Origin of the sequence: Sphingomonas sp. MA1305, from assembly GCF_016107325.1 — a bacterium.
Classification (GTDB): domain Bacteria; phylum Pseudomonadota; class Alphaproteobacteria; order Sphingomonadales; family Sphingomonadaceae; genus Sphingomonas.
The window spans coordinates 133,770-148,725 of record NZ_RCVT01000002.1; the positions used below are offsets into that span (position 1 = coordinate 133,770).

Genomic DNA, 14,956 nt, shown 5'->3' on the forward strand with positions numbered 1-14,956 from the left:
CTCTATTGCGCGGCGGCGGGGGGCGCAAGCGCGACGAGCTTGCCGGGGTTGAGAATGCCGAGCGGGTCCATCGCCGCCTTGACCGCGCGCAGCGCGGTCAACCGGGCCGGCGACGACAGGCGGGCGAGCTCGGCGACCTTCATCTGGCCGATGCCGTGTTCCGCCGCGATCGACCCGCCCGCCGCGACGACCAGATCGTCGACGAAGCGCGTCACCACCGGTACGTCCTCGGCATACCAGCGCGCCGGATCGGTGCCGGGCGCGGCGCGGACGTGGAAATGGATGTTGCCGTCGCCCAGATGACCGAAGCCGCTCGCATGGGTGCCGGGGAAGCGCGCCTCGCACGCCGCCGCCGCCTCGATCATGAAGCGTGGCATGATCGCGACCGGTACGGAGATGTCGTGCTGCGACGCGGGGCCGAGCGCGCGCTCGGCATCGGAGATCGACTCGCGCATCCGCCAGAACGCCTGCGCCTGCGCCTCGCTGGCCGCGATCGTCGCATCGGCGATCAGCCCGTCATCCAGTCCCGCCGCCAGCTCGCGCTCCAGCACGGCGGGCGCGTCGGCGCCGGTCAGCTCGATCAGCAGATGCCAGGGATGGTCGCCGGCAAGCGGCGCGCGCGCGGTCGGCAGATGCGCGAGCACCGCGGCCAGAGATTCGCGCGGCAGGATCTCGAAACTCTCCACCGCGTCGCTGGCATGCTGGAAGCGGCGCAATAGCTTCAGCGCCGCTGCCGGGTCGTGCGTCGCCGCCCAGGCGGTCGCGCGCGCCGCGGGCAGCGGCACCAGCCGCAGCGCGGCGGCGGTGACGATGCCCAGCGTCCCCTCGCCGCCGATGAGCAATTGGGTCAGGTCGTAGCCGCGATTGTCCTTCTTCAGCGCGGCGAGCCCGTCGTGGATCGATCCGTCGGCAAGCACCGCCTCCACCCCCGCGACCAGCCCGCGCATCGAACCGAAGCGCAGCACCTGCGTGCCGCCGGCATTGGTCGAGACGAGGCCGCCGATCGTCGCATTGCCCTTGGCGCCCAGGGTCAGCGGAAAGCGGCGATCCACCGCCAGCGCGGCATCGTGCAGGTCGGCAAGGATCACCCCCGCCTCCGCCACCGCCAGCCCCGCCTCCGCATCGACGGTGCGGATCGTCTTCAGGCGGCGCAGCGACAGGATCAGCGCCGATCCGTCCGCCGGCGGCGTCGCGCCGCCGACCATCGAGCTGTTGCCGCCCTGCGGCACCAGCGGCACGCGATGCGCGGCGGCGGCGGCGACGACGGCGGCGACCTCCGCCGTGTCGGCGGGGGCGAGGATCGCGGGGGCGTGGCCGTGGAAACGGCGGCGCCAGTCGATTTCCCAGGGCGCGATCAGGTCGCGGTCGGTGACGATCGCCTGACGGCCCAGCCGGGGGGCGAGCGCCTCGAGCATCGCGGTCTGCGCGGGAGTCATGCCGTTGGCGCTAGGCCAAGTTCATCCCGTGTTCAACGATGCGGACTAGGAGTCGCCGATCTCGTCATGACCGATCCCGCATGATCCATCCCGCGATTCCCGTTTCGCTGCTGGCGCTCGCCGCTCCGGCCGTCGCCGCCGTGGGCGACGATCTCGGCGGCCTTCAGCTAGCGCAGGTGACGATCCACGAGCGCATCGTGATCCGTGTCGGCCCGTCGGCCCCGCCGCCCCGCGCCGTCACGGTGACGCCGATCCGCTGGAAGGAAAAGAAGGGGCCGAAATGCATCGCCATCGCCGATCTCGGCGGTGCGCTGGTCAGCGGGGCCGGCATGCTCGACCTGGCGCTCACCGGCAACCGGCGGATCCGGGCCAAGCTCGGCGACGATTGCCGGCCGATGGATTTCTACGCGCGCTTCTACCTGAAGCCGGCGGCGGACGGCCAGGTCTGCGCCGGCCGCGACGTGCTCAGCATGCGATCCGGGCTGACCTGCGAGATCAAGGCGTTCCGCAAACTGGTCGCCGTGCGGTGAGTGCAGCACGGGGTCGTGAACGAGCGTCCGGCTGTGGGGGGAAGCGGAACAGCGGCTTCTGGCAGGCTGGTTGCGACAGAAGACATCGTCGGCTCGCTGCCCTCGCTAGAAAGGGGCGGGCAGTGGAAAAAAGTCCTGCTGGTCTCTTAGCCGACCGGCCGCTGCATCAATTCTACCGTGATATGATCGGGGCCTGAAACATAGGCCACAAGCGTTCCTTTGCGTGGACCACCGGCGATCGGCAGGGGACTGCCCTTGGCCTTCCATCCGGCTGCCTCGACTTGGGAAATGGCCACATGGATATCCTTTACGGTCAGTGCCAAATGTGCCGCTCCGATCGAAGCCGCGCTGGATGGCACCACCCCGTTCCGGCGGCCGTTTGAATATTCCAACAACTCAACCACGAAACCGTCTGGCGCTCTGACAATCGCCGTCTTTACACTGGGATCATCGACGCCTGTCACCTGATGCAGGAACTCGCCCCCCATTTCTGATTGCCGCTCTAGCGTGAAACCGAGCGCTCCCGTCCAAAACCGGATGGCTTCGCTCAAGGACGACACGGCGACGCCCGTGTGGTCGACGGCAATCACGTTTGCGGCGACATTCATGGCTGTCCTTCCAATGGGTCGTTCTTGCGCTGTCTGGGCCTGCGCCCCGGCTGCGACCGCCACCAGCAGCCCGGCGAACATGATCTTCATGGTGACGTTCCATGCCCCAAATCTACTGTTGAGGAGAAATTTGCCGCGGGGAGCTAGCTCTAACCACCGCGCGCAACGAGCGACTACTGTCTGGAAAGGAGATCGCTCAGCCTGAGCATCCGCCTCGGGCGCAAGCGGCCTGTCCACTTCTGCCATTCAGCAACCGGCGTTTTCACGGAGTTACCGGGCTTGCACTACATCCCCCATCAGGTTGCCCTTGATCCTTGCCGTTGCGTTGCCCTCCAATACGACATCGCCCATTACGTTGCCGCGAAGCTCGAGCCGACAGCCAGGACGCACGGTGACATCGCCCATGACGTTGCCCCGCAGCACCGTATCGGCCTCTAGGGTTATCGGACCTTCGACGTTGCCACGGACGACCTGCATCTTGATGCCCCTTGCTGCCCCGCTCCTCGATGGAACGCTTGGTGCACTCAATCGACGCCGACGACTTTGTTTCCAAAGCTGGGGTCGGACACGCACTGTTGGCTTACCGGCATTTCAAGGTCAGCCCTCAGCCGTAAGATCTGCTCCAGGCCAAACGCGAATGCCTGCCGTTGGGCGTTGGCGCGCATCCCGGGCCTTGCAACACGACGTAACGTTATCGCGTAGCACGCCGCACTGTCCTACATGGCCCGGCTCTGTCATCACCCCTGATCGCCCATCGAATCGACCGCGAGTTCTCATGACGAAGAGCAAGAGCCCGCACCGCAACCTACCCGCGCAACGAAGTTGCATGGCGAAGATCGTTTTCGTCCGTTTCAGGTGTCAATTGTGTCAAGACTCGCGGGCGACGCCGAGCCTCGTCTTCGGCCGAACGCCGGGTTTCCTTGACTTTTACGCCCAAATCCGCAAGCGCGCGGGGGCGACGTTGCAGCGCGGCGGCCACCCCTTTGTCTGGCGCGCCCTTATCCGGACATTTGCATGAGCTTTGCCGATCTCGGCCTTTCCGACGAACTCCTGAAGGCGGTCAACGAGGCCGGCTATTCGGAGCCGACCCCGATCCAGGCGAGCGCCATTCCGTCCGTGCTGATGATGCGCGACCTGATCGGCATCGCCCAGACGGGGACGGGCAAGACCGCCGCCTTCGTGCTGCCGATGATCGACATCCTCGCCCACGGCCGCAGCCGCGCCCGCATGCCGCGCTCGCTGATCCTCGAGCCGACGCGCGAACTCGCCGCGCAGGTCGCCGAGAATTTTGAGAAATACGGCGCCGGCCACAAGCTCTCCATGGCCCTGCTGATCGGCGGCGTGTCGATGGGCGATCAGATCAAGGCGCTGGAAAAGGGCGTCGACGTGCTGATCGCGACGCCGGGCCGGCTGATGGACCTGTTCGGCCGCGGCAACATCCTGCTGACCGGCTGTTCGATGCTGGTCATCGACGAGGCGGACCGGATGCTCGACATGGGGTTCATCCCCGATATCGAGGAGATCTGCACTAAGCTGCCCAAGCAGCGCCAGACGCTGCTCTTCTCCGCGACGATGCCGCCGCCGATCAAGAAGCTGGCGGACAAGTTCCTCGACAATCCGAAGACGATCGAGGTCGCGCGGCCGGCGACGACCAACACCAATATCAAGCAGTTCCTGGTGTCGGTGCCGGGATCGTCGTTCAAGAAGCGCGACGCGCTGCGCCAGCTGCTGCGCCGTGACGATGTCACCAACGCGATCATCTTCTGCAACCGCAAGACGACGGTGCGCGAGCTGAACAAGAGCCTGAAGAAGCACGGCTTTCGCTCGGGTGAGATCCATGGTGACATGGAACAGCCGCAGCGGCTCGCCGAGCTCGACCTGTTCAAGAAGGGCGAGATCAACATCCTCGTCGCGTCCGACGTCGCGGCGCGTGGGCTCGACATCAAGGGCGTCAGCCACGTCTTCAACTTCGACGCGCCCTGGCATCCCGACGATTACGTCCACCGGATCGGCCGCACCGGCCGCGGTGGCGCGACCGGCACCGCCTACACGCTGATCACCGCCGAGGATGCGGAGAATATCGAGAATATCGAGAAGCTGACCGGGCAGAAGATCGACCGGCTGGCGCTCGATACCGGTGACGACGCTGACGACGAGGCGCCCCGCGCCCGGGCCCCGCGTGATGGCGAGCGTGGTGGCAACCGGAGCGAGCGCGGTGCGCGGCGTGGTGGCCGCGCTGCCGAAGCGACTCCCCGCCCCGCCGAGGCGCGGCGGGACGAGCGTCCGCGCGGCAACGATCGTCGCCCGCGCCGCGAGTCCCACGACGACAACAACGATTCGGATTGGAACGGCGGCTGGAACGGGCCGATCCCCGACTTCCTGTCGGTGTCGCTCGCGGTCGGCGCGCCGGTCGAGGACTGAGGCTGGGGCGCGATGATCGAACTGGTTCCGGCCGAGCCGATCAGCCTCGCCTCGCCCTGCGTCAACATCTGCACGCTGGACGCCGCCACCGGCTGGTGCCGCGGCTGCGGCCGGACGATCGGCGAGATCTCGAACTGGAGCGCCAAACCGGCCGAGGAGCGCCGGGCGATCCTCGCCGCGCTGCCGGCGCGCATGCGGACGCTCGGCCAGCCCAACCTTTAGCCGGTCGGCAACCGGACCCTCCGCCGCTCGTTACGCTGGCGAAAGGGAGAAGGCATGATGAAAGCGCGCTGGCTGATCGCACCGCTCGCAATCTGGGCGAGCCAGGCGCAGGCGGAAAAGGATTTTTGCGCCGACCGGCCCGGCAAGAGCAATCCGACCTGTACGCTCGATGCGGGCAAGGTGCAGGCCGAAGCGAGCCTGATCGACTGGTCGCACAGCCGTGACAGCGACACGATCGAGGACGAGACGCTCGTCGGCGACCTGCTCGTCCGTTACGGCCTGACGCGCAGCACCGAATTGCGCGCCGGCTTCACCAGCTACGGCATCGACCGGACGCGCGACCGCCATTCCGGCGAGATCGACCGGCAGACGGGCAGCGGCGACCTGACCTTGGGCGTGCGCCAGAGCCTGCGCGACGGCGGTCCGTCGCGCGGCGCGGCGATCAGCCTGCAACCGTTCGTGACGCTGCCGGTCGGGCGGACGCCGATCGGCGCCGGCACCTGGGGCGCCGGGGTGATCGTGCCGGCGCAGGTCTTCCTGTCCAAGGCCTGGTCGATCACCGTCGATCCCGAAGTCGATGCCGCGCCGAACGAGGACGGCGCCGGCCGCCATCTCGCTTATGCGATGGTCGCCAATCTGCGCTGGAAAGCCACCCAGTCGCTGCAGCTGGCCGGCGAGACCTATGTGCGGCGCGACGACGATCCCGGCGGCCACGAGACCAAGGCCTCGTTCGATGCGACCGCCGCCTATCAGCTCGGCAAGAACGCCCAGATCGATGTCGCCGCCTATGCCGGGCTCAATCCCGCCACCCCGCGCTGGCAATTGCTGCTCGGCGTCGCGCAGCGGTTCTGACGCGCGGTCAGGCGGTCGCCGGCGCCGACGCCTGGGCCGCGGCGATCAGCCCGTCGTCGATCTCCGCCGCGCGGCGATAGGCGGGCCGCTCGGCGAGACGGGCGATATAGCCGGTCATCGCCTCGGTCTTCGGCAACAGGCCGAATTGCGTGTACCACATCGCCGCGGACCCGACGAAGACGTCCGCCGCGGTGAACCGATCACCGGCGATATAGGGATGGCGCGCCAACGCCCCGTCGAACACGGTCGCAGCCAGATCGAAATGGCCGTAGCCCGCCATCCGTTGCTGGTCGCTGTTCGGCTCGAAGTTCATCGAGCGGTTGGTCACCGCCGCCTCCAGTGGGCCCGCCGCGAAGAACAGCCAGCGGTAATAATCGGCGAGCTCGTCCGGCTGCGGCGCCAGATCGGCCTCCGGAAAGGCCGCCGCCAGATACGCGCAGATCGCCGCTCCCTCGGTCACCACCTTGTCGCCATGACGGATGGCCGGCACCTTCATCATCGGGTTGATCGCGCGATAGGCGTCGGCCTTCATGCTCGACGCATAATCGAGCACCACCGTGTCATAGGGCGCGCCGACCTCTTCCAGCATCCAGCGGGCGATCCGCCCGCGCGACTGCGGATTGGTGTAGAAGGTCAGCGCCGCCATCGTTCGTCTCCCAGCGATTCGTTTGCGAACGAATGTGGAACATTCCCAAGCCGGCGCGTCAATCCCGAAGCAATGCAAAAGCTTGCGTCAGAGCGTCCGCTTGAACAGGTCGAGCATCCGGCCCCAGGCGCGCTCCGCCTGCGCCTGATTGTAGACGCGGCTGTCGATCACGCACCAGCCGTGCATCGCCCCCTTGTAAACCTCGATCTCCGCCGGGCGCTTGGCCGCGGCGAAGGCGGCACGCAACGCTTCCTTGTCGCCGGGGCTGCGCGCATCGTCATTCTCCGCAATGGCGATCAGATAGCTGCCGCGCAGCTTTGGCGCGAGGCGGTGCGGACTGTCCGGCGTATCGGTGACCAGCTGGGCCCCGTGGAAGGAGGCGCCGGCGTGGACCCGCGCCGGTTCCGCCGCGGCGGTGCGCAGGACGAAGGGGCCACCCATGCAATAGCCTGCCGTGCCGAGCGGCCGCTTGGTATCGACGCCGGGCTGGCGATCGATGAACGCGACGAAGGCATGCGCGTCGGCCGTCACTGCTGCCGGCGTCAGCTTCTCGCGCCACGGCATGATCCGGTCGCGCACCTGCGGCTGATCGAACGATTCGCCTTCCTTCAGGAACGGCGCCTTGGTCGAACGGTAGAATTGGTTGACGACGAGCACGGCATAGCCGCTCTGCGCCAGCCGGTCCGCCATCTGCCTGAAGGCGGGACGCAGGCCCATGATGTCCGGCCACATCACCACGCCCGGGTGACGACCGCTTGTCGGCGCGGTGAAATAGGCGTCGCACTCGCCGTCGGGCGTCGCGATCGTCACGTCGCGGCCCTTCGCCGGCAGCGCATCGGCAGCGACCGGCAGCATCATCGCCAGGCCGACGACGCCGGCCGCCGCGCCGAACTGGCGGCGCGACAGATGATGGTCGTTATCCTCGGCGGTCCATTCGTCGCACATCGCGCCTCTCCCGATCGGTTGCGGCGCGAGGCTATCTCAGGACAGGGGCGACGCCTAGCTCTTCCGGCTCAGCGGTCGCCGAACAGCGCCCGCGCCTCTGCCTGCGCGTCGGTCTCGCCCTCGACACCGCCGCGGGCGGCCGCCTCGCGCTCGGCACGGAGCGACGCGATCAGCGCCTCGCGATCGCCCTCCAGCCGGGTATCCTGCGGCGCCGGCTCGGTACCCGCCGCCTTGGCGGCCTTGGCCACCGCCGCGTCGAGCTCGCGCTGCGACGTCAGGCCGAGCGTCACCGGGTCCTTCGGCGTGATGTTGGCGATGTTCCAGTGGCTGCGGTCGCGGATCGCAGCGATCGTCGTGCGCGTCGTGCCGATCAGATTGCTGATCGCGCCGTCGCTGATTTCCGGATGGTTGCGGATGATCCAGGCGATGCCGTCCGGCTTGTCCTGGCGCTTGGACACCGGCGTGTAGCGCGGCCCCTTGGTTCGGCGCACCTGCTCCGGCCCCTTGGTCATCTTCAGGCGGTACGCCGGATCGGCCTGCCCCTTGTCGATCTCGTCCTGGGTCACCTCATGGGCGCGGACGGGATCGCGACCGGTCAGCTTGGTGCCGGCGGTGTCGTCGGCGATCGCCTGGACTTCGAGGATGTGCAGCCCGCAGAAGTCGGCGATCTGATCGAACGACAGCGAGGTGTTGTCGACCAGCCAGGAAGCGGTCGCATGAGGCATGAGCGGCTGGGCCACGGGATTTACTCCGTCGGAAATAAATAGGGCCGCCCCATCACGGAGCGGCCGTCACAATGGCCCGATGTACTGTGCGTGTGGCCGAATGGCAACTGGCGTACGATTTGCGGCACCTGCGTTGACCGAACTGTCACAATTCTCGACTATGCGACGCTCGATCACCGCATATCGTGTTCAGGGAGTTTGATAAAATGACCGTCCTCAAGGGCCTGCTTGCCGCCGTTGCCGGCACTGCGCTTCTCGCCGCACCGGTGGCCGCTTCGGCCGCGCCGACGACCGGCAACCCGGCCGCCAGCCTCTCGGTCGCGCGCGCCGCGGCGCCGGCCGCCGGCAAGAGCAAGATCGGCGCATCGGTGCCGACCGCGACCCTCGTCAGCATCGGCGTGCTCGCCGCACTGGTCGCGGTCGTGCTGGTCGCGACGGATGGCGGCGACAATTCCGCCAGCAACTAATCGTTAACGCCATCACGGCGTGGAACGGGCCTCGCGGCGTCGCTTTGCGGGGCCCTTTTCTTTGCCTGGGTGCCCGCCGGCTCTAGCGATCCGGCAGGCGGCCCAGCGGCAGCAGTTGAGAGGCGAGCTTGCGGGTCGCGGCGGGATCGTCGCTGCGCAGCGATGCCAATATCGCCACCGCCCCGCGCTGCATCAGCCGGTCGAGCGGCGTCACCACGCCGGCGCGCGCCGCCACTTCCGCCAACTGTCGCCCGCGCGGGTCGGCAGGGTCGGCCTGTAGCCGCAGCAACGCGGCCAGTCCCGGGAACAGGGCGCGATCGCCCCCCAGCGCCACCGCCCGGTCGAGCGCGGCAAAGGCCACCGGCTTCTGCGCGCCCAGCAAGGCACGGCCGACCATCCGGCCGACCTTGGCGATCGCCCCCATATGCCAGGCACCGAAACCCAATTGCGCCTCTGCATTGCGGGGATCGCGAGCGACCAATGCCTCAAACGCGTGGCGTGCGCCCACCGCGTCGGTGCGGCTGCCGGTCAGCTTGGCGCGATACCCCAGCGCCGTCGCCTGCATCAGCAGCGCTTCGCGATCGCCCGGGTCGCGGCGTAGCTGCGCGGCGGTCAGCGCCTGCGCCTGCACGACCTTCTTGAGCGCATCGTCGGGATCGCGATCGGCGAAGGATGCCTGGGTCAGGATCTCGCGCGCGCTTTGCGCGGCGCAGGGGCAGGATACCGCCATCGCGACCAGAGTCGCGCCCAACCGCCAGGGCCGCATCCCCTCTCCTCTTCTTGAACCGCCCGTCAACGCACCGCACCACGGTTCGATCCGGTCGCGAAATGACCTGGTGCCGATCCGGTCAGAGCGTCAGCACGATCTTGCCGACATGGTCGCCCGCTTCCATCCGGGCATGGGCCGCCGCCGCCTCGCCGAGCGGATAGATCTGGTCGATCACCGGGCGCAGCCGCCCCGCCTCGACATGCGGCCAGACGTGGCGGTGGATCTCGTCGGCGACCAGCGACTTGAACGCCGCATCGCGGGGACGCAGGGTCGATCCGGTCAGCGTCAACCGGCGGCGCATGATCTCGAACAACGGCACGGTGGCGTGGGCGCCGCGCTGCACCGCGATCGACACCTGCCGGCCGTCCTCGGCAAGGCAGGCGATATTGCGCGGGACATAATCGCCGCCGACCATGTCGAGCACGATGGCGACACCCCGCCCGTCGGTGATCCGGCGCACCTCCTCGACGAAATCCTGCTCGCGATAGTCGATCGCATGGTCCGCGCCCAGTTCCAGCGCCCGCGCGCATTTGCGGGCGTCGCCGCAGGTGACGATGACGGTCAGGCCGAACAGTTTGCCGAGGGCGATCGCGGTGGTGCCGATGCCGCTGGTACCACCATGGACCAGCACCGTGTCGCCCTGGCTGGCGAAGGCGCGTTCGAACAAATTGGTCCAGACAGTGAACAATGTCTCCGGCAGCGCGGCCGCCTCATACATCTCCAGTCCGTCGGGAACCGGTAGGCACTGGCCCGCCGCGACAGTGGCGAATTCGGCATAGCCGCCGCCGGCGAGCAGGGCGCAGACGGGCTGGCCGACCGCAAGCGTGTCCACCCCTTCACCCAATGCCGCGATCGTGCCGGCGACCTCCAGCCCGGGGATCGACGGCGCGCCCGGCGGCGGCGGATAGTTGCCCTGGCGCTGCAGCACATCGGGCCGGTTGACCCCCGCCGCGGCGACGCGGATCAGCACCTCGCCCGCGCCCGGTTGCGGCACCGGCCGCTCGACCAGCCGCAACACCTCCGGCCCGCCGGGCTCGGCCGGATCGATCGCCTGCATCGTCTGGGGAAGATCGCTCATCCGGTCGCATCCTATTGGTGGGGCGGCCTTCAGCTTATTGACATCGCACGGCCGCGGGTCAACGTTGCCGGGATCATGGAACTGGACGACCGCCCTTCTCGTCCCAATGACGCGCTGGCCGAACTGCACCGGCAGGATCTCGATCCGCTGTCGGTCGCCGAGCTGGAGGCGCGGATCGCCGCGCTGTCCGTGGAGATCGAGCGGACCCGGACGCATATGCAACGCGCCGTCGACCACCGCGCAAGCGCCGACGCCTTATTCCGGCGATGACGCAGCCGGGTATCGCCCCCGCCGGTCGCAACCGGCATCGGCCCGCTACCCGGATGGTTGATGGAACGCCCCATAATACCGACATTGGTGGAAAGGGCCCGGCGATCCACCGTGGCCCGACTGGAGTAAGCTGAATGCCATCCTTCGCCCCCGCGCTCGAGACCACGCTGCACAAGGCGCTCGAGGCCGCGTCGTCCCGCCGCCACGAATATGCGACGCTGGAGCATCTGCTCCTGGCGCTGATCGGCGACGAACATGCGTCGAAAGTGATGGAGGCCTGCAACGTCGACCTCGGCGATCTGAAGACCACCGTTGCTCATTATCTCGATACCGAACTCGATGCGCTGAAGGTCGATGCCGCGACCGACCCGTCGCCGACCAGCGGGTTCCAGCGCGTCGTCCAGCGCGCCATCCTGCACGTCCAGTCGTCCGGCCGCGACGAGGTGACCGGCGCCAACGTGCTCGTCGCTCTGTTCAGCGAGCGGGAGAGCTATGCCGTCTATTTCCTGCAGCAGCAGGACATGAGCCGTCTCGATGCGGTCAGCTTCATCAGCCACGGCGTCGGCAAGGGCGCCCAGGCCAACGAGGCGACGCCCCCCAAGGGTGCCGAGGAGGAAAAGCCGAAGGTCGCCGCCGACAAGGGCAAGGGCGAAAGCGCGCTCAAGCAGTTCACCGTCGATCTCAACGAGAAGGCGAAGATCGGCAAGGTCGATCCGCTGATCGGCCGCGGGCCGGAGGTCGACCGCACGATCCAGATCCTCTGCCGCCGCAGCAAGAACAACCCGCTCTATGTCGGTGATCCCGGCGTCGGCAAGACCGCGATCGCCGAAGGGCTGGCGCGCAAGATCGTCGAGGGCGAGGTGCCCGACGTACTCAAGGAGGCGGTGATCTACAGCCTCGACATGGGCGCGCTGCTCGCCGGCACCCGCTACCGCGGCGATTTCGAGGAGCGGCTGAAGGCGGTCGTCAACGAGTTGGAGAAGCTGCCGCACGCGGTCCTGTTCATCGACGAGATCCACACCGTGATCGGTGCCGGCGCGACCAGCGGCGGTGCGATGGACGCGTCCAACCTGCTCAAGCCGGCGCTGTCGGGCGGCACGATCCGCTGCATCGGCTCGACGACCTACAAGGAGTTCCGCAACCACTTCGAGAAGGATCGCGCGCTGCTGCGCCGCTTCCAGAAGATCGACGTCAACGAACCGACGATCGAGGATACGATCAAGATCCTCGCCGGCTTGCGCTCGGCGTTCGAGGAGCATCACAGCGTCAAATACACCCCCGACGCGATCAAGTCGGCGGTGGAGCTGTCGGCGCGCTACATCAACGACCGCAAGCTGCCCGACAAGGCGATCGATGTGATCGACGAGGTCGGCGCGATGCAGATGCTGGTGCCGCAGAACAAGCGCAAGAAGACGATCACGGCGCGCGAGATCGAGGCGGTGATCGCTACGATGGCGCGCATCCCGCCGAAGTCGGTCAGCACGGACGACAAGAAGGCGCTGGAGACGCTGGAAACCGATCTGAAGCGCGTGGTGTTCGGTCAGAACGGGGCGATCGAGAAGCTCGCCGCCGCAATTAAACTGTCCCGTGCGGGTCTGCGCGATCCGGAAAAGCCGATCGGCAACTATCTGTTCACCGGCCCGACCGGCGTCGGCAAGACGGAGGTCGCCAAGCAGCTGTCGGCGATTCTCGGCATCCCGCTCCAGCGGTTCGACATGTCCGAATATATGGAGCGGCATTCGGTCAGTCGGTTGATCGGTGCGCCTCCCGGCTATGTCGGCTTCGACCAGGGCGGGCTGCTGACCGACGCGGTCGATCAGAACCCGCATTGCGTGCTGCTGCTCGACGAGATCGAGAAGGCGCACCCGGACCTGTTCAACATCCTGTTACAGGTGATGGACAACGGGCGCCTGACCGACCAGCACGGCAAGACGGTCGACTTCCGCAACGTCATCCTGATCATGACGACCAATGCCGGCGCCGCCGACATGGCGCGCGAGACGGTCGGCTTCGGCAACCTCACCCGCGAGGGCGAGGACGAGCAGGCGGTGCAGCGGATGTTCTCGCCGGAATTCCGCAATCGCCTCGATGCGATCGTGCCGTTCGGCTATCTGCCGACCGAGGTCGTGGCGCGGGTGGTGGACAAGTTCATCCTCCAGCTCGAGCTGCAGCTGGCGGATCGGCAGGTCCATATCAACCTGGATGATGCGGCCAAGGCGTGGCTGACTGAAAAGGGCTATGACAAATTGTACGGTGCCCGCCCGATGGGCCGTTTGATCCAAGAGAAGATCAAGCAGCCGCTCGCCGAGGAATTGCTGTTCGGCAAGCTGGTCCACGGCGGCGAGGTGACGGTGAAGATGAAGGACGGCGCCTTGTCCTTCGCGATCGAGCCGGCCGCGCCGAAGAAGCCGCGCAAGAAGGGCAAGCCCGAGGCGGTCGACGCCAAGTAAGGCGCTCTTCCCACAGGCTGATGGCGAAGCGGATCGGATTCGATGGAGTCCGATCCGTTTTCGTTTCCGCGGCACTCGTCCCCGCCGTGGAAGAGGGGGCGATACAGCTTTGCCTTAGACGATTAACCAGTCGGCGGACATGACGCCATCATGCCCCTCAGGCGCCAAGGCAGTGCGCAGGGCCTCCAGCAGGGCTGGAAGCGCCTGGGTGAAGGCATAGGGCGGGTTGATGATGAAGAGCCCCGCGCCGTTGTAGATGCCGGGCTGATCCTCGTCGTACAACCAATGCTCGACCATCAGAAACTTGGGGATGCCGAGCTTCCGCAACTGTTCTTTCCACCGCAAATGCGTCGCGCGGTCTTTCAGCGGATACCAGATCACCGTCACGCCGTGCCCCCATTTGCGGTGCGCCATGCCCAGCGTGGCCGCGATGCGGGCGCGTTCGTCCGTTTGCTCATAGGGCGGGTCGACCACCACCACGCCGCGTGCGGTCCGCGGCGGCACCATCGCCAGCCAAAATTCATAGGCGTCCCGCTCGTGCACGGCGGCGGGTGTGCCGCGCATCTCCCTGCGCAGGGTATCGGCGTCTTCGGGATGTTTTTCATTGAGGATCAAAAGATCCTGCGGGCGCAGAAGCTGCGCCAGCACACGCGGCGACCCCGGGTAGAGACGCGGCTCGGCCGCGTCATTCACCGCCCGCACGGCAGCGCGATATTCGTCCAGCAATGGATTGGGGTCAGCAGCCGCCCGTACGACGCCGTGGATCGATTCACCCGTGCGCTGGGCAGCCTCGCCGTAGAGGTCATACAGCCCGCAACCGGCATGCGTATCGATGAGGGTGAGCGCACCCTGTTTCAGTTGCAGGGCACGCACCAGCGCGATCAGCAGGGCGTGCTTGACGACGTCGGCGCTGTTGCCGGCGTGGAAGGAATGGCGATAGTTCACTGCAATCTCAAATCCCGTTGCTCCGCCTGATACGCTGGCAGCGATCGATGCGGGCGCCCCCGCCGGCCTGGAATCACCGACACGGGGCGAGCGCCGCTAGCAGGCCAAGTCCTCCAAGGCATTGTCGCGTTCGGCCATTGCGCGACTTCACTTCCACGTCCGACGTTCACAGTCCAAGGGGTCACCTCAATTGCCGTCGGCATCGACCGTGAACACCACCGGCTTACCGCGGGACGTCGGCTCCCAACCCGCCGACAAGGCGGCGCGCACGCACCGTGCGATGGTCGCATCGTCGAGTTGCAGGCGGCCGCGTGGCAGGCCTTTCAAAAGCCGCTTGGGCGGCGGAAATTCGACCCAGGCTTCGCGCTGTGCGTCGCGTTCGAGGAGGGCGATCGTCATGCCCTTCCAGCCCTCGTCATCGGACTGATGCGGTTCGCGTTGCAGGTGCCACTCATAGGCGGCGCCATCGACATCGACGGTTCCGCCGTTGCTATGTGATTTCGACATATCGCCGCCCCTAGCACGCCAGGCTGGTCAGGGCACGGCTTCGCCACGGTCAGACCGACCGATGGGCGAGCCGGGCCGCGCCGCC

17 protein-coding genes are annotated in these 14,956 nt (G+C 67.3%); 7 read left to right on the forward strand and 10 right to left on the reverse strand.

Annotation, left to right across the window (positions count from 1 at the left end):
* Positions 1 to 2 precede the first annotated feature (2 nt).
* A complete protein-coding gene (locus D9601_RS08720) occupies positions 3 to 1,436 on the reverse strand; it encodes an FAD-binding oxidoreductase (RefSeq protein ID WP_198353588.1) in 1,434 nt (477 codons plus the stop codon).
* An 80-nt stretch (positions 1,437 to 1,516) separates the two neighbouring features.
* Here D9601_RS08720 and D9601_RS08725 point away from each other — a divergent pair, with 80 nt between their 5' ends.
* A complete protein-coding gene (locus D9601_RS08725) occupies positions 1,517 to 1,966 on the forward strand; it encodes a hypothetical protein (RefSeq protein ID WP_198353589.1) in 450 nt (149 codons plus the stop codon).
* Between the two features lie 146 nt (positions 1,967 to 2,112).
* On the opposite strand, the gene D9601_RS08730 is transcribed toward D9601_RS08725, so the two are convergent.
* Positions 2,113 to 2,664 carry a VOC family protein gene (locus tag D9601_RS08730; protein ID WP_232474017.1) on the reverse strand — a complete coding sequence of 184 codons (552 nt, stop codon included), beginning with the start codon at positions 2,662 to 2,664 and terminating at the stop codon, positions 2,113 to 2,115.
* A 180-nt stretch (positions 2,665 to 2,844) separates the two neighbouring features.
* Positions 2,845 to 3,051, reverse strand: a complete 207-nt coding sequence (locus tag D9601_RS08735) for a polymer-forming cytoskeletal protein (RefSeq protein ID WP_198353590.1) — start codon at positions 3,049 to 3,051, stop codon at positions 2,845 to 2,847.
* Between the two features lie 537 nt (positions 3,052 to 3,588).
* Here D9601_RS08735 and D9601_RS08740 point away from each other — a divergent pair.
* The 3 genes from D9601_RS08740 to D9601_RS08750 are packed head-to-tail and all read left to right on the forward strand — an operon-like array spanning position 3,589 to position 6,069.
* The gene (locus D9601_RS08740; protein WP_198353591.1) at positions 3,589 to 4,995 is read left to right on the forward strand and encodes a DEAD/DEAH box helicase; all 1,407 of its coding nucleotides are present in this window, start codon (positions 3,589 to 3,591) and stop codon (positions 4,993 to 4,995) included.
* 12 nt (positions 4,996 to 5,007) lie between these two features.
* Positions 5,008 to 5,217, forward strand: a complete 210-nt coding sequence (locus D9601_RS08745; RefSeq protein ID WP_198353592.1) for a DUF1289 domain-containing protein — start codon at positions 5,008 to 5,010, stop codon at positions 5,215 to 5,217.
* A 54-nt stretch (positions 5,218 to 5,271) separates the two neighbouring features.
* The gene (locus tag D9601_RS08750) at positions 5,272 to 6,069 is read left to right on the forward strand and encodes a transporter (RefSeq protein ID WP_198353593.1); all 798 of its coding nucleotides are present in this window, start codon (positions 5,272 to 5,274) and stop codon (positions 6,067 to 6,069) included.
* Between the two features lie 7 nt (positions 6,070 to 6,076).
* Here D9601_RS08750 and D9601_RS08755 read toward each other — a convergent pair whose 3' ends face one another.
* From D9601_RS08755 to D9601_RS08765, 3 genes are all read right to left on the reverse strand, one after another.
* Positions 6,077 to 6,715 carry a glutathione S-transferase family protein gene (locus D9601_RS08755; RefSeq protein WP_198353594.1) on the reverse strand — a complete coding sequence of 213 codons (639 nt, stop codon included), beginning with the start codon at positions 6,713 to 6,715 and terminating at the stop codon, positions 6,077 to 6,079.
* An 87-nt stretch (positions 6,716 to 6,802) separates the two neighbouring features.
* Positions 6,803 to 7,660 (reverse strand): dienelactone hydrolase family protein, encoded by an 858-nt coding sequence (locus tag D9601_RS08760; RefSeq protein WP_198353595.1) that lies wholly within the window; start codon positions 7,658 to 7,660, stop codon positions 6,803 to 6,805.
* Between the two features lie 68 nt (positions 7,661 to 7,728).
* Entirely contained in the window at positions 7,729 to 8,400 is a 672-nt protein-coding gene (locus D9601_RS08765; protein WP_332837948.1) for a DUF1013 domain-containing protein, read from the reverse strand.
* A 191-nt stretch (positions 8,401 to 8,591) separates the two neighbouring features.
* On the opposite strand from D9601_RS08765, the gene D9601_RS08770 reads away from it, so the two are divergent.
* Entirely contained in the window at positions 8,592 to 8,852 is a 261-nt protein-coding gene (locus D9601_RS08770; protein WP_198353596.1) for a hypothetical protein, read from the forward strand.
* A gap of 82 nt (positions 8,853 to 8,934) precedes the next feature.
* Here the strand turns inward: D9601_RS08770 and D9601_RS08775 are convergent, their stop codons facing one another.
* Together D9601_RS08775 and D9601_RS08780 are read right to left on the reverse strand one after the other, a co-directional pair.
* Positions 8,935 to 9,618 carry a hypothetical protein gene (locus tag D9601_RS08775; protein WP_198353597.1) on the reverse strand — a complete coding sequence of 228 codons (684 nt, stop codon included), beginning with the start codon at positions 9,616 to 9,618 and terminating at the stop codon, positions 8,935 to 8,937.
* Between the two features lie 82 nt (positions 9,619 to 9,700).
* Positions 9,701 to 10,699 carry an NAD(P)H-quinone oxidoreductase gene (locus D9601_RS08780; protein ID WP_198353598.1) on the reverse strand — a complete coding sequence of 333 codons (999 nt, stop codon included), beginning with the start codon at positions 10,697 to 10,699 and terminating at the stop codon, positions 9,701 to 9,703.
* A 75-nt stretch (positions 10,700 to 10,774) separates the two neighbouring features.
* Here D9601_RS08780 and D9601_RS08785 point away from each other — a divergent pair, with 75 nt between their 5' ends.
* Both D9601_RS08785 and clpA read left to right on the forward strand, forming a co-directional pair.
* Positions 10,775 to 10,969, forward strand: a complete 195-nt coding sequence (locus D9601_RS08785) for a DUF1192 domain-containing protein (protein WP_198353599.1) — start codon at positions 10,775 to 10,777, stop codon at positions 10,967 to 10,969.
* 134 nt (positions 10,970 to 11,103) lie between these two features.
* Positions 11,104 to 13,419: an ATP-dependent Clp protease ATP-binding subunit ClpA gene (gene clpA, locus D9601_RS08790; RefSeq protein WP_198353600.1), complete on the forward strand. Its 2,316-nt coding sequence runs from the start codon at positions 11,104 to 11,106 to the stop codon at positions 13,417 to 13,419.
* 114 nt (positions 13,420 to 13,533) lie between these two features.
* Here clpA and D9601_RS08795 read toward each other — a convergent pair whose 3' ends face one another.
* Together D9601_RS08795 and D9601_RS08800 are read right to left on the reverse strand one after the other, a co-directional pair.
* Complete coding sequence (locus D9601_RS08795) at positions 13,534 to 14,364, reverse strand: 23S rRNA (adenine(2030)-N(6))-methyltransferase RlmJ (protein ID WP_198353601.1); 831 nt, start codon at positions 14,362 to 14,364, stop codon at positions 13,534 to 13,536.
* 186 nt (positions 14,365 to 14,550) lie between these two features.
* Positions 14,551 to 14,871, reverse strand: a complete 321-nt coding sequence (locus tag D9601_RS08800; RefSeq protein WP_198353602.1) for a hypothetical protein — start codon at positions 14,869 to 14,871, stop codon at positions 14,551 to 14,553.
* Positions 14,872 to 14,956 lie beyond the last annotated feature (85 nt).